This is a genomic window from Shewanella sp. DW31 (genome assembly GCF_015767295.1).
Taxonomy (GTDB): Bacteria; Pseudomonadota; Gammaproteobacteria; order Enterobacterales; family Shewanellaceae; genus Shewanella; species Shewanella oncorhynchi.
The window spans coordinates 79,087-98,850 of the sequence record NZ_JADWMP020000022.1 but is presented as its reverse complement, the minus strand read 5'-3'; the positions used below and the strand labels follow the sequence as shown (position 1 = coordinate 98,850).

Below are 19,764 nucleotides of genomic sequence, written 5' to 3'. Positions count from 1 at the left end.
GATGATGTAGGTTCTTGGAATAGCCCCTTCCAGGGGCAAGTCAAAGCCGCCTTCTAAGAAGGCGGATTCTTTACTTTAACCCGCGTCTGTCATGAAATCAGCTATCATTATGTTTATTGGAGATTTTATAGTGCTCACATTGGGGTGAACATAGCGGTATAGTGTATTGCCCATGCTCGAATTACAGGTCGGAGTGCTGGATGTCAACTCGTCAAAGCCTTATCGTTGGAATGAAAGACTTGCCCGATAGTTTGAATTTATCTTGGGCACAGCTAGATGAGCAGTTTTGTGTGCTACGGATGAGCCAAGCCTTTTACTGCCGTTGTAAACGCTCTGCGGCGCAAATCATTAATCAACCCATTAGCCAATTGTTTAGTGCTTTTAATGCTGAACTATGCGCCGATATTGTGAGGCGACGCGGCCAAGAAATAGGTTTTCAATTACAAGATCATCGCGGCATACGTGTGCATCTCGCGCTGCATTCTTTGCCTGAAATGGGATGGTATTTGATTCTATCCGACATCAATTTTGAAGATCCGCAGATGAAGGAGTTGCACTCGGATTATCGTCGAGCGATTCAAGCCAGCGATGCTTGGCTGCAACACATTGAAGATGTGATTAAATCCTCCCAAGAAGAAGTATTTAAAGTCGCAGTTTCTAAGGCGATGTCACTCACTGGCAGTCGATATGGCTTTATTCTGTTGCATAACGAAAAGTTAAAAACACTCACACTCGCCGCGCGTTCTGAGTATCCCCACGCAGAGGCTAATCAAGCCGATTTTGTTGAAGATAATACCCAAGTGTCAGAACTTGAAAGCCGCGTATGGCTCGAATGTGTGCGAGATTATAAGCCGATCATCCAAAATCAAACCGACTCCCAAAGGCGCTTAGGGGATTTGCCCTTAGATAAACTGCTACTTGGAGGGCGTTACTTGGCGGTGCCGATTTTATTTCGCAGTCGCTTAGTGGGCATGCTGTGCGTGGTCGACCGTAACGAGCCTTATAGTCGTAATGATGCGAGATCATTACTGACTTTTGCCAGCATTTTATGGCACAGCATTGAACTACCACGCACATTGCGCGCGGTATCCCGCCAGTCCAAAATCATTAAAGCGCAAAAAGAGCAATTATCTCAATCGTTAACACAGCTTATTAGTGCTATTTCTGAGGCATTAGAACTGAAAGATGCCTATACCGCAGGGCATCAAAAGTCGGTGGCGCAATTAAGTTATTTGATTGGTGAGAAATTAGGCTTAGACCCGCTGCGTTTAGAAGGGCTGAAGATTGGTGCCTTAGTTCATGATATTGGTAAGTTAGCGATTCCATCACAGATTTTGACAAAACCGTCAAAACTTTCAAAAGAAGAATACGCATTAATACAGACCCATCCGCTCCATGGCGCTGAAATTATTGAGGATGTGGAGTTTCCTTGGCCCATTAAAGAGATGATTTTACAGCATCATGAGCGGCTCGATGGCTCAGGTTATCCCGCGGGCTTAAAGGATAAGGCGATTTTATATGAGGCAAAAATTATTGCCGTCGCCGATGTTGCCGATTCGATATTGTCCCACAGGCCTTATCGCCCATCGTTAGGGCTGGAGAAAATGACTGAAGTATTGCGTGCGGGCAAAGGGACTCTTTTTGATCCTGAGATAGTCGAAACCTGTTTAGCGATTTTGATTAATCGAGAGTTGAGTATTAGCGATCATATCGGCGCTGCGCCGCTTGAACCTTTAGTCACGATTTCACTCGACCATGAGTTAGTTGATATTAAGCGTTTACTTACGACTGCCCATGCTAAGGTGGCCGTGGTATTGGATGAGCAACATAAGATACTTGGGGTGATCACGAGTCGCTTACTGGAACATTGGTTTAGCCCATTACTTGGCACTGCGGCTGAGCGTGAACTGGATAGGGCATCTTTACATAAAAAAGCCCATCAGATCATGGAGCATTCAGTGCCTATTATCAGTGAGGTGGCCACATCGGAAGATGCATTACTGCAGTTGAATTTACTAGACTCAGAATATCTTGTGGTGGTGAACAAAGCGCAGCAGCCATTGGGGATTATCGGCTGGCGGGCCATTGCAATGACGAGAAATGCATTCCGTGAAGTAGAGCGTTTGATTTAAGTGTCTTATTAAACACTTTATTTTTAAGCCTGATAATGACAGCGCAACCGTAGGCTAAATTTTACCGACAATAAAAAAGATGCCCTTAGGCATCTTTTTTATGGAACTCATGTTATCGAACAAATGCTGTGACTGTTAATCAACAATACGCAGTAATTCGTTGATACCCACTTTACTGCGGGTTTTTGCATCGACTTTCTTAACGATAATAGCGGCATAGAGGCTGTACTTGCCACAGGCTGATGGTAAGTTGCCAGAAACAACCACAGAGCCTGCTGGCACACGACCGTAATGCACTTCGCCGGTTTCGCGATCATAAATTCGAGTACTTTGGCCGATATACACGCCCATAGAAATCACTGAGCCTTCTTCAACCACAACGCCTTCAACAATCTCAGAACGCGCACCGATAAAGCAGTTATCTTCGATGATAGTTGGGCCCGCTTGCAATGGCTCAAGTACGCCACCAATGCCCACTCCGCCAGATAAATGCACGTTTTTACCGATTTGTGCACATGAGCCAACCGTTGCCCAAGTGTCAACCATAGTGCCTTCATCAACATAGGCGCCTAAGTTCACATAGGATGGCATCAACACGGTATTTTTACCGATAAATGAGCCTTTACGTACTGTTGCCGAAGGCACTACACGAATGGCTTCCGCCTTAAAGCGGGCTTCATCATATTCGGCAAATTTTAACGGCACTTTGTCGAAGTATTTGGTTTCGGCGCCATCGATAACCACGTTATCGAAAATACGGAAGGACAGTAATACCGCCTTTTTCAGCCATTGGTGCACATGCCATTGTCCGTCGATTTTCTCGGCGACACGGACTTCACCTTTATCGAGCATATTGATGACATTTTGCACATCGCTGCGCACACCTGCGTCAACTGTGCTTGGTGTGATGTCGGCGCGCGCTTCAAAAGCCGCCTCAATACGTTGGCGTAAAGCCTCCATTTACTTCTCCCACTGGTCTCGTTAATTAACTGATTCGATATTCTTTGCACTCAGGGCACTGATTAAAGCATCCCTGAGGGTATTCTCTTGGGTTTCGTTAAGTTGCAAGCCATCATTAGTCTGCAGCATAAAAAAGTCTTCGGCTCGCTCACCAATGGTGGTGATTTTGGCCGCGAGTAATGTTGTGTTGCAACGGTAAAAGATATCCCCGACTTTTGCCAGTAATCCTGGCGAATCTAAGGCGATAAGCTCCATCATACTTGTACCATGACGACTGCTTTCGAGGAAACTCACTTGTGTCGGCACATTAAAAGGTTTCATCTTGCGCGATAGTTTTCTAAAGCGCGGCAGTTTTGGACTGTCGCTCGACAGGGCTTTCTCAAGCGCCTTACGGATACTTTGGATGCGTGAAAGCTGGCTAACGGGCTCACCATCCTGCTCTAAGATCACAAAGGTATCGAGGGCATAATTGTCTTTTGAGGTCATGATGTTGGCATCATGGACGTTGATATTTTTATTGTCGAGTACCGCCATCACAGTTGCGAACAATTTAGGTCTGTCTTGGCAATAGACAAATAGCTCAGTACCACCACGGGTGGTGTGTTTGGACACTAAGACTAAGGGCTCATCCTGTTGTTTGTGCTTTAAAATCGCTTCGGCGTGCCACGCGACTTGATTTGGCTGGTGGCGTAAAAAGTAATCTGCCTTAAAACGTTGCCACAGGGCATCGAGATCTTTCTCTTTCAATCCGCGGCGCAGCAGTTCTTTTTTCGCCTTGGCTTGGTATTCACGCACTCTGGCACGAATATCGACGGGTTTTTCTTTACCGCGGGCTAGCACTCTTTGGGTCGAAAAGTACAAATCGCGCAGCAGTGAGCCTTTCCAGTTGTTCCAGGTTTTTTCGTTGGTGGCGCAGATATCAGCGACCGTTAAGCAATACAGATAACTTAAATGCACGGCATCGCGGACTTTATTGGCAAAGTCGGCCACCACATCGGGATCGGAAATATCACGGCGCTGGGCGGTGACAGACATCACCAGATGATTTTCAACCAGCCAAGCGACTAGACGGCCATCGTGATCGTTTAACCCGTGCAGCTTACAAAAGGCGAGGGCATCGCTGCTGCCAAGTTTACTGTGATCGCCACCGCGGCCTTTGGCGATATCATGGAAGATAGCGCCTAATACGAGTAAACCTTTTTTAGGCAGTTGGTTGATGAGAATCGAGCCTAAGGGAAATTCTTCCTTTTGTTCGGCTTGGGAAAAACGCTCGATATTGAGCAGTAATCTGTGGGTGTGTTCATCGACCGTATAGGCGTGGAACAGGTCGAACTGCATCTGGCCTTCAATATTTCGCCATGCGGGTAAATAGGCCGATAACACGCCGTGTTTATGCATTAAAGACAAAGCAACAATGCCGCGAGGGTGTCGCAGAATTTCCATAAAGGCTTGGCGACAAAGCGGGTTTTCTTGCAAGGCTTGCGGTTGGGCGCGTCTTGCTCGGCGCAGTGAACGCAGTGTTGGTGCGTAAATACCTTTGATGTTGGAGTTTTTAGCGACTAACAAAAACAGCCGGACAATTTCTTCGCCGCTATCGAAAAGATCATCGCTTAGCGCTTCGATAAAAGTGCCGCGGCGCTGGTAGTGTTTATCTATCGATTGAATTTCTAAAGCTTTTGTGTGCCCCAGTGTTGCCCGTTTAAACAGCTGCAGCAACATTTCGTTTAGCTCCATCACTCGGCGTACTGTGCGATAGTAACGTTTCATCATTTGCTCAACAGCAAGCTGGGTGGCGTCTTCATACCCCATAAGTTCGGCAACTTGGCGTTGTACATCAAAGAGTAAGCGATTTTCATCGCGACCGACCACCATGTGCAGGGCAAAGCGTATCTTCCACAAAAAGTGCTGGCATTCGAGCAGCTCTTCTAGTTCACCAGGCTCTAAAAAGTCGTATTGGACTAATTCTTCGAGGCGAGCGGCGCCAAAATGGCGCATGGCCACCCAAGCAATGGTTTGAATATCCCTAAGACCACCGGGACAACTCTTGATATTGGGTTCTAAATCGAAGGCACTGGCTCTGGCATGGCGGGCATTTTGCTCATCCCGTTTTGCGATAAAAAAATCGCTTGAAGTCCAAAAGTCACTCTGACGAATCGCATCATAAAGTTGATCGAATAAAAACTCGGGCCCTTCGAGCAGTCGTGCCTCTAACAGATTGGTGGCTATGGTGATGTCTTCACGGCCGAGGATAATCGTGTCGTTTAATGTACGGACACTGTGGCCGATTTCCAGATTGGCATCCCACAGAAAGGCAATAAACTGACTGAGTGCCGCTTCGGCGGCGGGTGACAAGATATCATTAAACAGGAACAGCAAGTCGACATCCGAGTGGGGATGCAGCTCCCCACGGCCATAGCCGCCCACGGCAATCAAGGCAATATCATATTCCCTTAGACCGTGTTGTTCCCAAGCTTGCTTGACAAGGGCATCGACAAATTGACAGCGCTGCGTGACGAGCTCTTCAATCGGGGTTTTAGCCTTAAAACTGGCCAAAAGAATCTGATTCTGTTCGATTAATGATTGTTTAGCGAGCAGAGCTATATTCATCGAGTCCCTTGTTTTTATGCTTGTTAGTGTGGCCTATCGCTCGTGATTGATGATACGTGGGAAATCCTCATCCTCACGCAGGGTAAGTACTTCAACCCCTTTTTCAGTCACCAGTAAGGTATGTTCCCACTGGGCTGAATTTTTACCATCGGAGGTCGTTACCGTCCACTTATCATCGCGATCGAGTATGGTCGTGTGGCGACCAGCATTGATCATAGGTTCAATGGTGAAACACATGCCTGGGCGTAATACTGTGTTATCGCCGTTACGGTAGTGCATGACCTGAGGTTCCTCATGGAAACCCGAGCCAATACCGTGGCCACAATAATCTTGCACGATGGAATATTTCTCAAGCCCTGTTTTGCTGGCTTTGATGAATTTTTCGATAGTATTGCCAATTTCACCCAGTTTTAAACCTGGACGAACCTTACGAATAGCTAAATACAGGCTTTCTTGCGCGATGCGGCACAGACGTTTGTCCTTCGCGCTCACTTCACCGATTAAAAACATCATCGAGGTATCGCCGTGATAACCGTCTTTAATCACTGTGATGTCGATATTGAGGATATCGCCTTCTTTCAATGGTGGGTTGTCGTTTGGAATGCCGTGGCAAATCACATGGTTTACAGAAGTACAAATGGATTTGGGAAAACCATGGTAGTTAAGCGGCGCCGAAATCGCACCTTGCTCTTCGGTATATTTGGCGCAGAGGTCATTGAGCTCATTGGTGGTCACGCCCGGTTTAACATGCGGCGCGATCATTTCTAATACCTGTGCGGCTAGTTTGCCCGCAGCACGCATTTTTTCAATTTCTTCAGCGGTCTTGATGACTATACTCATTGCGTTTTCTCTTGTGTCTTTAATGTCTGTTGGCCACGCAACCTAATGCAAAAATTTGTGCTTTAGGGCTATTTATGGTATAAAGCGCGCCGTTATGTTTAAGTCTTGATGAATTGTCCAAGCTAGCTTTTGCGCTGCTTTGATACTTGCAAGACTAAAGATGGCGGCCATTATACATGGCTATTTGTCTAAATACTAAATCACACACGTGTCGACACATTCTTCGGGGTGCCCTCAGTTGTTATATAAGGGGTCGAAGACATGGGATACGTGGAGGTCTAACCCCCTAAATTTTAAGGTAATAGAAATGACTACAGTTTCAATGCGCGATATGCTTCAGGCCGGTGTCCACTTCGGTCACCAAACCCGTTACTGGAACCCAAAAATGAAGCCATTCATTTTCGGTGCTCGCAACGGTGTTCACATCATCAACCTTGAGCATACTGTGCCAATGTTCAATGAAGCGCTAGCTTTCATCAGCAACGTAGCTTCAAAGAAAGGTAAAGTATTATTCGTTGGTACTAAACGTGCTGCTGGCGAAGCGATCAAAGAAGCTGCTCTGTCTTGTGACCAGTACTATGTTGATCACCGCTGGTTAGGCGGTATGCTGACTAACTGGAAAACCGTTCGTCAGTCAATCAAACGTCTGAAAGAACTGGAAAGCCAATCAGTAGACGGTACTTTCGACAAGCTGACCAAGAAAGAAGCGCTGATGCGTACTCGTGAGCTTGAAAAGCTGGAAAAATCTTTAGGTGGTATTAAAAACATGGGCGGCCTGCCAGACGTATTATTCGTCATTGGTGCTGATCATGAGCATATCGCTATTAAAGAAGCTAACAACCTGGGTATCCCTGTTGTTGCAGTTGTTGATACTAACTCTGCGCCAGATGGTGTTAACTACATCGTTCCTGGTAACGACGACGCTATGCGTGCTATCCGCCTGTACACTTCTTCTGTTGCTGCTGCTGCAAAAGCTGGCCGTGGTCAAGATTTGGCTGTTCAAGCTGAGCAAGACGGTTTCGTAGAAGCCGAATAATAATAAGGCGGGATGATTATCATCACCCTTATTAACCAAGATTTTTGATTGGTTAACAGGGGCCATTCGGCCCCTGTTTTATATCTGCAAATTAGTCGATTTTTTATAGAGGATTTAACAATGGCAATTACTGCTGCCCAAGTTAAAGAACTGCGCGACCGTACTGGCGCAGGCATGATGGATTGTAAAAACGCTCTGACAGAAGCTAACGGCGACATGGAGTTAGCAATTGACAACATGCGTAAGTCTGGCGCTGCTAAAGCGGCTAAAAAAGCGGGTAACATCGCTGCTGACGGTACAATTCTGATCAAGAATGGCGAAGGTTTCGCTGCGCTATTAGAAGTTAACTGTCAAACTGACTTCGTTGCTAAAGATTCAAACTTCTTAGCATTCGCGAACGCAGTATTAGATGCCGCTGCTGCATCTAAAGTGACTCTTGAAGATTTAAAAGCACAGTTCGAAGATGCACGCGTTGCATTGGTAACTAAAATCGGTGAAAACATCAACATTCGTCGTGTTGAGTACATCGATGGTGCAAACCTATCTTCATACCGTCACGGTGAGCGCATTGGCGTTGTTGTTGCCGGTGAAGCTGACGAAGAAACCTTAAAGCACATCGCAATGCACGTTGCTGCTTCTAAGCCTGAATACGTGAACCCAGAAGATGTTCCTGCAGAAATCGTTGCAAGAGAACAAGCTCTGCAAATCGAAATGTCAATGAACGAAGGCAAATCGGCAGAGATCGCTGAGAAGATGGTTCTTGGTCGTATGAAGAAGTTCACCGGTGAGATTTCTCTGACTGGTCAAGCTTACATCATGGAACCAAAGAAAACTGTTGGCGAAATTCTGAAAGAGAAAGGCGCTAAAGTCACTAACTTCATTCGTTTAGAAGTGGGTGAAGGTATTGAGAAGAAAGAAGAAGATTTCGCGGCTGAAGTTGCTGCTCAAATCGCTGCTTCTAAAAAGGCTTAATCGCCAACGCTAAATACCCCCAAGACCGCGGCAATAGCTGCGGTCTTGTTATGACCAGGATAAAAATTATGAGCACCAATCCAAAACCCGCATTTAGACGCATTCTTCTTAAATTAAGTGGCGAAGCACTGATGGGCGACGAAGGCTTCGGCATCGACCCTAAAGTATTAGATCGCATGGCTCAGGAAGTGAAAGAGCTGGTTGAGCTGGGTATTCAGGTGGGTGTGGTTATTGGTGGTGGTAATCTGTTTCGCGGTGAAGGCCTAGCAAAAGCCGGCATGAACCGTGTGGTGGGCGATCACATGGGTATGCTGGCAACGGTTATGAACGGCTTGGCAATGCGAGACGCCCTGCACCGTGCCTATGTTAATGCTCGTCTGATGTCAGCTATCCCGTTAAAGGGTGTGTGTGATGATTACAATTGGGCTGAAGCGATCAGCTTGCTAAAATCTGGCCGAGTGGTTATTTTTGCTGCCGGTACAGGTAATCCTTTCTGCACGACCGATTCTGCGGCCTGTTTACGCGGCATTGAAATCGAAGCTGAAGTCGTATTGAAAGGCACTAAAGTTGACGGTGTATACTCCGAAGACCCAATGAAGAACCCAGACGCCGTTAAGTATGATGAAGTGACTTATGCGGAAATTCTGGAAAAAGAATTAAAAGTAATGGACTTAGCCGCCTTTACTATGGCGCGTGATCACGACATGCCTATTTTAGTCTTCAACATGAATAAACCTGGCGCTCTACGCCGCGTTATCATGGGTGAAGAAGAAGGCACGCTGATCAGAGCGAAAAAAGTTATTTAATGACCAAGAAGGACATTTAACGTGATTGAGAACATTAAGAAAGATGCGCAAGAGCGTATGGGTAAATGCGTTGACGCGACTAAAAACCAAATGGCAAAAGTGCGTACCGGTCGTGCCCACCCAAGCCTGCTGGATTCCATTCAAGTCTCTTACTACGGCACTATGACGCCACTAAACCAAGTGGCTAACGTGGGCGTTGAAGATTCACGCACTCTGTCTGTGACTGTGTTTGACCGTAGTGCTATCCAAGCCGTTGAGAAGGCTATTATGAGCTCTGATTTAGGTCTGAACCCTATGTCAGCTGGCGCGACATTACGTATTCCATTACCCGCGTTGACTGAAGAACGTCGTAAAGACTTCATCAAAGTGGTGCGTAACGAAGCTGAAAACGGTCGTATTGCTATCCGTAACGTGCGTCGTGATGCGATTTCTGAAGTGAAAAAGCTTGAAAAAGCTAAAGCTTGTACTGAAGATGATGTGCGTCGCAGTGAAGAAGAAGTGCAAAAGTTCACCGATGCTCACATTAAAAAGGTCGATGAGATTTTAGCGGCCAAAGAAATTGAGTTGATGGAAGTCTAATCTCAGTTCGATAAGCTAGAGTTGATGCGCCGTGTAGGGGTATACTACACGGCGTTTGTCTATTTTAAAGGGCTGTATTAGATGTCATCCACAGTGGAACTTGATCCGCACCCTAGGACGAGTGAGAGTGATTTATACACTCAAACGACCTTGCCGGGACAATTACCCGAACTCGTGAAACAGTCGTTACCTAAGCATGTTGCTATTATCATGGATGGCAATGGGCGTTGGGCACAAACCCAAGGTAAACCACGAGTGATGGGACATAAGGCTGGTGTTAAGGCCGTTAGAAGAGCTGTAAGCACGGCAAGCCAATTAGGCATTGAATCGCTAACCTTATTCGCATTTTCTAGCGAGAATTGGCGTAGACCCGATAAAGAAGTCAGCTTGCTGATGGAGTTGTTTTTTACTGTATTACAGCGCGAAATTAAATTACTGGATAAGAATCAGGTTAAGCTCAACATTATTGGCGATATCAGCCGCTTTTCGGCGCGATTACAGAAGCAAATTGCTGCTGCCCAAGAGAAGACATCTCGCAATACTGGCTTGGTTCTGAATGTTGCGGCTAACTATGGTGGCCGTTGGGACATACTTCAAGCAGCACAAAAATTAGCGGAAAAGGTCGAAACTGGCGAAATGACCAGCAGTCAGTTCACCGAAGAAGCCTTAAGTGCACATTTGTGCATGCAAAATCAGAGTGAAGTTGATTTAATGATCCGCACGGGCGGGGACTGTCGCATCAGCAATTTTGTGCTGTGGCAGGCGGCCTATGCAGAATTGGTGTTTACCGACACCCTTTGGCCTGATTTCGATGAACAGGCTTTTCATGAAGCGATAGCCATTTTTGCAAGTCGCCAGCGCCGTTTTGGTCTGACTGGAAGTCAGATTGATGAGATGCGTGCATTGTAAAACCTCATGAGGGATTTTTTTTGCTAAAACAACGAATAATAACAGCAACTTGGTTAGTTCCATTAGTTTTGGGGGCGATATTTTTGCTCCCTGCCAGCTACTTCGCCTGGGCCTTAGTTGCCGTCTTCCTTATTGCAGCAAAGGAATGGGGAAGAATTATCGATAATCAGTGTGATGTCACTCAGTGGAGCTTTACCTTCACAGTTGGTATCTTATTGGTGGCAATTAATCTTATTGTGCCAATCGATGCAGTTTGGTTAAGCCATCAGTTACATCCTATCTATTTGGCCATTCTCTATATTGGTGCATTCTGGTGGTTAGCATCACTATTATTAGTGGTAACTTATCCTAAAAGCGCTAAGTTCTGGCAAAAGAATCCTATGTTTAAGTCCATGTTTGGACAGTTAACCTTAGTGCCTTGCTTTGTTGCTCTTATCGCGCTCAAATCCATTAGCTCACAAACTTCACCCTATTACGGCCCAGTATTAGTACTGTTAGTGATGTTGATTGTGTGGGCCGCTGATTCTGGGGCTTACTTCGTCGGTAAAGCGATAGGTAAAACGAAACTGATGCCTGCAGTGAGCCCTGCTAAAACCTTGGAAGGCCTACTTGGTGGTTTAGTGACGACTATGCTCGTGGTTGCAGGTGTTATGTATTATTCACCAGAGCAAGAACTGGGTTTAGTTGTGGCAGTGACCTTATTTGTTGCTTTAGTGTCAGCGCTGGGCGATTTATCTGAGAGTATGTTTAAGCGTGCGGCCTGTATTAAAGATTCTGGCACTATTTTGCCCGGTCACGGCGGCGTGCTCGACCGCATCGACAGCCTGACTGCAGCCTTGCCGGTGTTTACCCTGATCTACATTGCATTCTGGATGTAACGCTATGCAAAATATGGTGATTTTGGGTGCTACCGGTTCAATTGGTGCTAGTACCTTAAGCGTGATTTCGGCTAATCCATTGGCTTATAGCATCTATGGATTGGTGGCCAATGCGAGCGTTGATAAGATGCTGGCTTTGTGTGTAGCCCATAAACCGAAAGTCGCTCATATGGTGGATGAAGAGGCTGCGAAACAGTTACGCGCCGTTTTACCCGCTGCGCTCAATATCCAAGTCACTACTGGCATAAACGATTTACTCGGTTTAGTGACGACTGCCGAAGTGGATACCGTAATGGCAGCGATTGTCGGGGCGGCAGGGCTAGTACCAACCCTTGAAGCCGTGAAGGCGGGAAAGCGAGTATTACTGGCCAATAAAGAAGCTTTAGTCATGTCGGGTGAGTTGTTTATTGAGGCGACTAAGCGCTCTGGTGCTGTGCTCTTGCCCGTGGACAGTGAGCATAATGCTATCTTTCAATGTTTACCCCTAGAAGTGCAGGCTAACCTCGGCCGTTGCGATTTAGCTGCGTCGGGTATATCCCATATTTTGTTAACCGGTTCAGGCGGACCTTTCCTGCGGTCGGAACTTGCGACACTTGCGGCCATGACGCCTGCCCAAGCCTGTAAACACCCTAATTGGTCCATGGGACCTAAAATCTCTGTTGACTCCGCCACTATGATGAATAAGGGTTTAGAGTTCATTGAGGCGCGGTGGTTGTTTAATACTCAGGCTGAGCAACTTAAAGTGGTTATTCATCCGCAAAGCGTGATCCACTCTATGGTGCAGTACCGTGATGGTTCGGTTATCGCCCAAATGGGTAACCCTGATATGCGCACACCGATTGCCCATTGCATGGCTTATCCGCAAAGAATTCATTCGGGCGTTGAACCTTTAGATTTTTTCAAAGTCGGACAGTTAAGCTTTTATGAACCTGATTTTGAACGTTTCCCCTGTTTGGCTTTGGCTATGGAGGCGTGTGCCCAAGGCCAAGAGGCAACAACCGTATTAAATGCTGCCAATGAGGTCGCTGTTGAAGCATTTTTGCAGGGGAAAATTGGTTTTACGCAAATTGCAAAAGTGAATGAAGCTTGTTTAGTCACTGTGCCTAAACGTCCTATGGGCAGCATAGAAGATATTTTAGCCTTAGATGCGCAAACCCGCGTCTATGCGCGTGAGACATTAGCAAGCATCGCTTAGCAATAGCTGAGTGATTAAATTTATAACGTAAGGAGTGGGATGTTAGATTTTTTATGGAACTTAGGTTCTTTCATCGTTGCACTGGGTCTGTTAATTACTGCCCACGAATACGGCCATTTCTATATCGCGCGACGTTGTGGCGTGAAAGTCGAACGTTTCTCCATTGGTTTTGGTAAGGCTATTTGGCGCCGTGTTGGTAAAGACGGCACTGAATATGTGTTAGCCATGATCCCCCTTGGCGGCTATGTCAAAATGCTCGATGAGCGTGTTGAAGACGTTCCCGATGAATTAAAAGATCAAGCGTTCAATCGTAAAACCGTATGGCAACGTATTGCGATTGTTGCCGCAGGTCCAATTGCTAACTTTATTTTTGCCATCGTTGCCCTGTATTTTATGTATCTGATTGGTGTGCCATCACTTAAGCCTGTGATCACTTCGACGACCCCCGGGACTGCTGCTGCGCAAATTCAAATCACAGAGCCAATGCAAATAACGGCCATTTCCGGTCAGGCTGTGCGTAACTGGGAAGAAGTGAATTTAGCTTTAGTCGGCCACATAGGTGATGAAAGTCTGAGTGTATCACTAACGCCATTGAATGGTTTGCAAGGTTTGGATTCTAGTGCGCGGTCTTACACCTTAGATACGCGTAATTGGCGTTTTGATCCTGAAAAAGAATCCCCGATTACGGCATTAGGGTTAGGGATTTATCGTCCCGAAATCGTCCCCACCATTGCTGCGATTAGTCCTGACAGTGCCGCTGCGAATAGTGAGCTAAAAGTCGGTGACACCTTAGTCGCAATAAATGGTAAAAATTATACCGATTGGCAGGCTTTTGTTGACATTATTCAACATTCTGCCAATGTGCCTGTGAGTTTAACTGTGCGTCGCAATGGCGAACAGTTTAATGTGGCAGTGACACCCTTAAGCAGTAAAAATGCCGATGGCCAAGAGATAGGTATGCTCGGGGTGAGCCCAACCCAAGCACAATGGCCAGACAATATGCGTTTACAACTTGAATATGGACCAATCGATTCTTTCGGTATAGCAGCGGATAAAACATGGCAACTTGTTGCTGTGAGCTTTAAGATGATTGGCAAATTATTTACCGGCGATGTGTCGGTGAAAAACCTGAGTGGACCCATTTCGATCGCACAGGGTGCGGGCAGTAGTGCAAACTATGGCTTGGTCTATTTTCTCGGGTTCCTCGCGCTCATCAGCGTCAATTTAGGCATCATTAACTTGCTGCCTTTACCTGTGCTCGATGGGGGACACCTGCTGTATTACTTTATTGAAGTAATAACTGGTAAACCTGTACCTGAAAAGGTGCAGGAAATAGGATTCAGATTTGGGGCAGCAATACTGCTGATGTTGATGAGCGTTGCGCTTTTCAATGATTTTGCCCGACTCTGAGCAAGGACAGACTAATAATTAGAAGTGCTCTATGAGATTGAATAAACTTTTTGCCTCGATGTTATTCGTCGGTGCGTCGTTTTCAGGGACTGTGTTGGCAGATACTTTCCAACCGTTTGAAGTGACCGACATCCAAGTTGAAGGTTTGCAACGAGTTGCACTCGGTGCTGCCTTGTTAAGCTTACCAGTAAAAGTAGGTGACACTGTTGACCAGTTAAGAATCCAGCAAGCGATTAAAAGCTTGTATGCATCGACTAACTTTGAAAATGTCTCCGTGAGCCGAGATGGCGGCGTATTAGTGGTGAAAGTCACTGAACGTCCAACTATCAGTGCCGTGACATTCGATGGCAACAAAGACATTAAAGACGAACAGTTACAGGAAAGTCTGGACGGTTCTGGCGTTAAAGTCGGTGAGTCGCTCGATCGTACTATGTTGACCGGTATTGAAAAGGGTCTGCAGGATTTCTACTACGGCGTGGGTAAATACGGCGCGAAAGTGGAAGCCCAAGTGATTAACTTACCCCGTAATCGGGTTGAGCTGAAATTTAAGTTTACCGAAGGTTTAGCGGCCGAAATTCGCCAAATTAACGTGGTCGGTAACAAAGAGTTCACCGATGCTGAACTGATCGGCATGTTGGAACTTAAAGATTATGTGGCTTGGTGGGATCTGTTTGGTGAGCGTCGTTATCAGAAGCAAAAACTGCAGGCCGATCTCGAGACCATCAAAACCTATTATCACAATAAAGGTTATATCCGCTTCGAAGTCACCTCGACTCAAGTGGCCATGACGCCTGACCGTAAAGGTTTATATATCACCATCAACGTAGATGAAGGTGAGAAGTATAAAGTTAAAGAAGTAAACCTGACGGGTGATTTGATGGGCCGTGAAGAGTTGATGAAATCAATTCTGCCAATCAAAGCAGGTGATATGTACAACGGCGGTGATGTGACTTTCACCGAAGAAATGTACAGCAAATATTTAGGCCGCTTCGGTTATGCTTACCCTGAAGTGAAAACCTACCCTGAAATTGATGATAAGACTAAAGAAGTCACCTTAAACATCAATGTTAAACCGGGTAAACGTGTTTACGTACGGGCGATTAACTTCACTGGTAACACAGTGACTAAAGATGAAGTGATGCGCCGTGAGCTGCGTCAGATGGAAGGGGCTTGGTTAAACTCAGCGCAAGTTGAGCAATCTAAAGCGCGTCTTAACCGTTTGGGTTTCTTCGAAACCGTTGACACTGAAACCATTCAAGTGCCAGGTACCGATGATTTAGTCGATGTTGCGGTTAAAGTGAAAGAGCAGCCGTCGGGCTCATTCAACGCGGGTGTCGGTTATGGTACTGAATCAGGTCTGAGTTTGCAGTTTGGTGTACAACAAAACAACTTCTTAGGCACAGGTAACCAAGCGGGTATCAGCTTGAGCACCAACAAGTACTCTAAAAACGTTAACTTATCCTATACCGATCCGTACTGGACAAAAGACGGTGTGAGTTTAGGCGGGAGCGTTTATTGGAGTGAGTTTGACGCCAATGAAGCTAACTTAGAACGCTATAAAAACAGTTCGTATGGTGTGGCGCTTAACTCGGGTTTCCCGATTAACGAATACAACCGTATCAATGGTGGTATTGGCTATCGTCACAACACGATTTCTGAGATCTCAGCTTATGAGCAGGCACTGCGTTTCTATAACATCTATCGTGATGACGATCCAAACGCGGACTTAAGTTTCGATAACTTCGAACTCAGCCTGGGCTGGTATCGTAGCACCTTGAACCGTGGCACTTTCCCAACAGATGGCTCTTCTCAGCGTCTGAACGGCAAAATGACTTCGCCAGGGTCTGATTTACAGTATTTTAAGACAGACTTTGACACTAACTATTATTTCCCTGTTAACCGCAGTCAGAGCGTTGTGCTCTTGGCCCGTGGTCGATTAGGTTATGGTAACGGTTATGGTCAATTTAATGATAATGACCAAATTCTGCCTTTCTGGGAAAACTATTACTCAGGTGGTAGTAGCTCGCTACGTGGCTTTAAGTCTAACTCTGTAGGCCCTCGTTCATTCTATCTCTATCGAGGTAGTGAGCCGTGTGCACCGGATCCATCGGGCGATGGCTGTAGCTTGCCTGGCGATCCTAATAGTATCCAAGTCAGTTCTGGCCGCTCTATCGGTGGTAATGCCCTTGCAACGGCAAGTATGGAGTTGATTGTACCAACCCCATTCCTGGATGAGGCTTACACTAACTCAGTTCGTACTAGCTTCTTCGTCGATGCGGGTAACGTCTGGGATACTGAGTTTGATTACGAGTCATATCAAACACTTCCGGCGGACGAGTTTGCTAAGTTACAAGACTATAGTGATCCAGCTCGCCTGCGCGCCTCTTGGGGCTTGAGTGTGCAATGGTTATCACCTATGGGACCTATGGTGTTCAGCTTGGCGTGGCCGCTTAAAGAATATGAAGGTGACCAAACGGAGATCTTCTCTTTCAATATTGGCAAAACTTTTTAAAAGGCATACACTCGGCAAGTTTTGCTGACAATAACAAGGTAACAAGGAGTTTATTTTGAACAAGATGGTAAATTGCGCGCTGATGACGTTAGTTTTGTTAGGCGCGCCGTTAGTGGCACATGCTGAGAAAATTGCCGTAGTGGATATGGGCGCTGTGTTTGAACAGCTCCCACAACGTGAACAGATCTCTCAATCTCTGAAGAAAGAGTTTGGTGATCGCGTAGCTGATGTCCAAAAAATGCAAGAAGAAATGCGTTCTCTGATGGAGAAGCAGCAACGTGATGGTGCATTAATGAACGATGCACAAAAAACTGAGCTGGTTCGTAAAATGGAATCGCTAAAATCTGAATATCAGTTAAAAGGCAAAGCATTGGATGAAGACCTACGTCGTCGCCAAGGTGAAGAGCAAAATAAACTGTTAGTTAAAGTGCAAAAAGCCATCAACACTATCGCTGAAAAAGACCAATATGATTTGGTATTACAACGTGGTGCTGTCATTTATGTTAAGCCTAACGCTGACATCAGTGGCAAAGTGGTTGAAGCCTTAAGCAAAGGCAAGTAATAGATGAATAGTGTGACTTTAAAAGAGCTATGCCTGTTATTAGACGGTGATATCCAAGGCGACGAAACGCTAATTATTAATAGTGTGGCGACCTTAGAAAATGCCAAGGCGGGTCAGATCTCTTTTTTAGCCAACAGTAAATACCGCTCTCAGCTTGAGGCAACTCAAGCGAGTGCGGTGTTATTGTCAGCTAAAGATGCGCAGGATTATCAAGGTACTGCGTTAATTGTAAAAGATCCATATGTCGGTTTTGCTCGTGTTGCTCAGTATTTGGACACTACACCCAAAGCAGCGGTGGGTATCCATCCTTCGGCACAAATTGATCCTTCAGCCCATTTAGGGGAAGGTGTCGCTATTGGCGCGAATGCTGTGATTGGTGCGAACGTCATTTTAGGTGAAAATGTGCAGATCGGTGCCGGTGTTGTGCTGGGACAAGATGTGGTTATTGGCTCAAAAACACGTTTGTGGGCTAATGTCACCGTCTATCACGATGTGCATTTAGGACAGGATTGTATTATCCATTCGGGTGCCGTATTAGGCTCAGATGGTTTTGGTTATGCTAACGAACGTGGTCAGTGGATTAAAATTCCGCAGACAGGTGGCGTGCGTATTGGCGATCGGGTTGAAATTGGTGCTAATTCAACGGTAGATCGTGGGGCATTAGGCCATACAGAGATCCACGACGGTGTGATTATTGATAACCAAGTGCAAATTGCCCATAACGATATAATCGGCGAAAATACTGCTATTGCAGGCAGTACTACTGTTGCTGGCAGTGTCACTATTGGTAAATATTGTATTATTGGCGGTAGCTGTGCCATCGCAGGTCATTTGAGCATTGCCGATGGTGTGCATGTGTCTGGTGCTACCAATATCACCACTAATATGCGTGAGCCTGGTTTATACTCTTCTGCCACCGTGGCAATGGACAATAAACTTTGGCGTAAAAATACAGTTCGTTTCCGTCAGTTAGATGAACTGTTCCAGCGTGTTAAAACGTTGGAAAAAAATTTAAAAACACCAGATTAATTGCCCCAAGGCAATTTGAGGAACTCGGTTCGTGTCTAATCAAATGAACACTATGGATATTAAAGAAATACTTAAATATCTACCCCATAGATATCCATTCCTATTGATCGATCGTGTGCTTGATTACACTCCTGGTGTTAGTCTGCAGGCGATCAAAAACGTTTCAATAAATGAGCCATTTTTTCAGGGACATTTCCCGATACAACCTGTGATGCCAGGTGTGCTTATTTTAGAAGCGATGGCACAGGCAACTGGCCTGTTAGCCTTTAAAACGATGAGTAGTGATGTACCACCACCAGGTGTGTTGTATTACTTTGCTGGTATCGATAATGCGCGTTTTAGACGTGTGGTTGAGCCAGGAGATCAAATTCATTTTGATGTCAAAATGATTAAAGAGCGCCGCGGGATTGGCGTTTTCTACGGTGAGGCCAAAGTGGATGGTGAAGTGGTTTGTTCCGCTGAAATCATGTGTGCCCGCAGAGAGATTAGTCAGTGATAGATACATTAGCGTTTGTGCATCCCGATGCAAAAATTGGCAATAACGTCACTATTGGCCCTTGGACCTATATCGGTGCGGGCGTCGAAATTGGTGATGATTGTTGGTTGAGTTCCCATGTGGTGGTCAAAGGCCCAACGATTATCGGCAAAGGGAATCGTATTTTTCAATTCGCCTCCGTTGGTGAAGAATGCCAAGACAAAAAGTACGCTGGCGAGCCGACACGACTGATCATTGGCGACAATAACGTCATCCGTGAAAACGTGACCATTCACCGCGGTACGGTTCAAGATAACAGTGAAACCCGTATTGGGTCGAATAACCTGTTTATGAACTATGTGCATATCGCCCATGACTGTGTGGTCGGCGATAATGTCATCATGGCGAATAACGCATCTATTGCAGGTCACGTGCATGTCGGTGACTGGGCGATTTTAGGCGGTATGACAGGTGTGCATCAGTTTGTGCATATTGGTGCCCATGCATTTACTGCTGGTTGTTCTTTAGTACTGCAGGATGTGCCTCCCTTTGTGATGGCAGCGGGTCAACCGACAGTGCCTCGTGGCTTAAACAGCGAAGGTATGAAGCGTCGCGGTTTTTCTAAAGAAAGCCAGTTAGCCGTGCGTCGTGCTTATAAAACCTTATACCGTAGCAGTTTAACGGTAGAAGAAGCGATTGAAGCATTAGCTGAAGATGCGCAGAACGATGAGCAAGTCAAATTACTGCTTGAGTTTGTAAAGTCATCGAGTCGCGGCATTATTCGCTAACTTGATGACCACATGACAACAAAAGGGCATTTTTATGCCCTTTTGTATTATTGGTTTAAGCCTTTTTTGTGGTA

The 19,764-nt window shown here is 45.9% G+C and carries 17 protein-coding genes; 14 read left to right on the top strand and 3 right to left on the bottom strand.

The genetic code is table 11. The features are described from left to right. Positions 1-200 precede the first annotated feature (200 nt). Positions 201-2,132, top strand: a complete 1,932-nt coding sequence (locus tag GWI56_RS17280; protein WP_198573605.1) for an HD domain-containing phosphohydrolase — start codon at positions 201-203, stop codon at positions 2,130-2,132. Positions 2,133-2,267: 135 nt separating this feature from the next. Here the strand turns inward: GWI56_RS17280 and dapD are convergent, their stop codons facing one another. Genes dapD through map form a run of 3 tightly spaced genes read right to left on the bottom strand, consistent with a single transcriptional unit; the run spans position 2,268 to position 6,563 of the window. Beyond that, complete coding sequence (dapD, locus tag GWI56_RS17275; RefSeq protein WP_028760609.1) at positions 2,268-3,092, bottom strand: 2,3,4,5-tetrahydropyridine-2,6-dicarboxylate N-succinyltransferase; 825 nt, start codon at positions 3,090-3,092, stop codon at positions 2,268-2,270. A 21-nt stretch (positions 3,093-3,113) separates the two neighbouring features. Further along, positions 3,114-5,699, bottom strand: a complete 2,586-nt coding sequence (gene glnD / locus GWI56_RS17270; protein ID WP_105249721.1) for a bifunctional uridylyltransferase/uridylyl-removing protein GlnD — start codon at positions 5,697-5,699, stop codon at positions 3,114-3,116. Between the two features lie 33 nt (positions 5,700-5,732). Then, positions 5,733-6,563: a type I methionyl aminopeptidase gene (map, locus tag GWI56_RS17265; protein WP_226058787.1), complete on the bottom strand. Its 831-nt coding sequence runs from the start codon at positions 6,561-6,563 to the stop codon at positions 5,733-5,735. Positions 6,564-6,846: 283 nt separating this feature from the next. Here map and rpsB point away from each other — a divergent pair, with 283 nt between their 5' ends. The 13 genes from rpsB (at position 6,847) to lpxA (ending at position 19,690) form a co-directional block, all read left to right on the top strand. Continuing rightward, the gene (gene rpsB, locus GWI56_RS17260) at positions 6,847-7,575 is read left to right on the top strand and encodes a 30S ribosomal protein S2 (protein ID WP_028760607.1); all 729 of its coding nucleotides are present in this window, start codon (positions 6,847-6,849) and stop codon (positions 7,573-7,575) included. 120 nt (positions 7,576-7,695) lie between these two features. Then, the gene (tsf, locus tag GWI56_RS17255; protein WP_028760606.1) at positions 7,696-8,547 is read left to right on the top strand and encodes a translation elongation factor Ts; all 852 of its coding nucleotides are present in this window, start codon (positions 7,696-7,698) and stop codon (positions 8,545-8,547) included. 68 nt (positions 8,548-8,615) lie between these two features. Beyond that, positions 8,616-9,353 (top strand): UMP kinase, encoded by a 738-nt coding sequence (gene pyrH / locus GWI56_RS17250; RefSeq protein WP_006080981.1) that lies wholly within the window; start codon positions 8,616-8,618, stop codon positions 9,351-9,353. Between the two features lie 21 nt (positions 9,354-9,374). Beyond that, complete coding sequence (gene frr, locus GWI56_RS17245) at positions 9,375-9,932, top strand: ribosome recycling factor (protein WP_012088724.1); 558 nt, start codon at positions 9,375-9,377, stop codon at positions 9,930-9,932. A gap of 81 nt (positions 9,933-10,013) precedes the next feature. Beyond that, on the top strand, positions 10,014-10,841 hold the full coding sequence (locus tag GWI56_RS17240; RefSeq protein ID WP_028760605.1) for an isoprenyl transferase: 828 nt from the start codon (positions 10,014-10,016) through the stop codon (positions 10,839-10,841). 20 nt (positions 10,842-10,861) lie between these two features. Continuing rightward, positions 10,862-11,719, top strand: a complete 858-nt coding sequence (locus GWI56_RS17235) for a phosphatidate cytidylyltransferase (RefSeq protein WP_131523803.1) — start codon at positions 10,862-10,864, stop codon at positions 11,717-11,719. Between the two features lie 4 nt (positions 11,720-11,723). Continuing rightward, positions 11,724-12,914 carry a 1-deoxy-D-xylulose-5-phosphate reductoisomerase gene (gene ispC, locus GWI56_RS17230; RefSeq protein ID WP_198573604.1) on the top strand — a complete coding sequence of 397 codons (1,191 nt, stop codon included), beginning with the start codon at positions 11,724-11,726 and terminating at the stop codon, positions 12,912-12,914. Between the two features lie 39 nt (positions 12,915-12,953). Further along, positions 12,954-14,324: a sigma E protease regulator RseP gene (rseP, locus tag GWI56_RS17225; protein ID WP_028760602.1), complete on the top strand. Its 1,371-nt coding sequence runs from the start codon at positions 12,954-12,956 to the stop codon at positions 14,322-14,324. Positions 14,325-14,355: 31 nt separating this feature from the next. Beyond that, on the top strand, positions 14,356-16,836 hold the full coding sequence (bamA, locus tag GWI56_RS17220) for an outer membrane protein assembly factor BamA (RefSeq protein ID WP_131523800.1): 2,481 nt from the start codon (positions 14,356-14,358) through the stop codon (positions 16,834-16,836). Between the two features lie 64 nt (positions 16,837-16,900). Beyond that, positions 16,901-17,398 carry an OmpH family outer membrane protein gene (locus GWI56_RS17215; RefSeq protein WP_028760600.1) on the top strand — a complete coding sequence of 166 codons (498 nt, stop codon included), beginning with the start codon at positions 16,901-16,903 and terminating at the stop codon, positions 17,396-17,398. Positions 17,399-17,401: 3 nt separating this feature from the next. Further along, positions 17,402-18,427, top strand: a complete 1,026-nt coding sequence (gene lpxD, locus GWI56_RS17210; RefSeq protein WP_105249717.1) for a UDP-3-O-(3-hydroxymyristoyl)glucosamine N-acyltransferase — start codon at positions 17,402-17,404, stop codon at positions 18,425-18,427. 31 nt (positions 18,428-18,458) lie between these two features. After that, positions 18,459-18,923, top strand: a complete 465-nt coding sequence (gene fabZ / locus GWI56_RS17205; RefSeq protein ID WP_006080990.1) for a 3-hydroxyacyl-ACP dehydratase FabZ — start codon at positions 18,459-18,461, stop codon at positions 18,921-18,923. After that, the gene (gene lpxA, locus GWI56_RS17200) at positions 18,920-19,690 is read left to right on the top strand and encodes an acyl-ACP--UDP-N-acetylglucosamine O-acyltransferase (protein WP_028760598.1); all 771 of its coding nucleotides are present in this window, start codon (positions 18,920-18,922) and stop codon (positions 19,688-19,690) included. The genes fabZ and lpxA overlap by 4 nt, the downstream gene beginning before the upstream one ends. The last annotated feature ends 74 nt before the right edge of the window (positions 19,691-19,764 follow it).

What these genes read in the sequence shown, in the direction of transcription:
- GWI56_RS17280 (WP_198573605.1), top strand. Translation starts at nt 201, where the DNA reads ATGTCAACTCGTCAAAGCCTTATCGTTGGAATGAAAGACTTGCCCGAT.
- glnD (WP_105249721.1), bottom strand. Translation starts at nt 5,699, where the DNA reads ATGAATATAGCTCTGCTCGCTAAACAATCATTAATCGAACAGAATCAG.
- bamA (WP_131523800.1), top strand. Translation starts at nt 14,356, where the DNA reads ATGAGATTGAATAAACTTTTTGCCTCGATGTTATTCGTCGGTGCGTCG.
- tsf (WP_028760606.1), top strand. Translation starts at nt 7,696, where the DNA reads ATGGCAATTACTGCTGCCCAAGTTAAAGAACTGCGCGACCGTACTGGC.
- lpxD (WP_105249717.1), top strand. Translation starts at nt 17,402, where the DNA reads ATGAATAGTGTGACTTTAAAAGAGCTATGCCTGTTATTAGACGGTGAT.
- rpsB (WP_028760607.1), top strand. Translation starts at nt 6,847, where the DNA reads ATGACTACAGTTTCAATGCGCGATATGCTTCAGGCCGGTGTCCACTTC.
- dapD (WP_028760609.1), bottom strand. Translation starts at nt 3,092, where the DNA reads ATGGAGGCTTTACGCCAACGTATTGAGGCGGCTTTTGAAGCGCGCGCC.
- GWI56_RS17240 (WP_028760605.1), top strand. Translation starts at nt 10,014, where the DNA reads ATGTCATCCACAGTGGAACTTGATCCGCACCCTAGGACGAGTGAGAGT.
- pyrH (WP_006080981.1), top strand. Translation starts at nt 8,616, where the DNA reads ATGAGCACCAATCCAAAACCCGCATTTAGACGCATTCTTCTTAAATTA.
- ispC (WP_198573604.1), top strand. Translation starts at nt 11,724, where the DNA reads ATGCAAAATATGGTGATTTTGGGTGCTACCGGTTCAATTGGTGCTAGT.
- GWI56_RS17215 (WP_028760600.1), top strand. Translation starts at nt 16,901, where the DNA reads ATGGTAAATTGCGCGCTGATGACGTTAGTTTTGTTAGGCGCGCCGTTA.
- rseP (WP_028760602.1), top strand. Translation starts at nt 12,954, where the DNA reads ATGTTAGATTTTTTATGGAACTTAGGTTCTTTCATCGTTGCACTGGGT.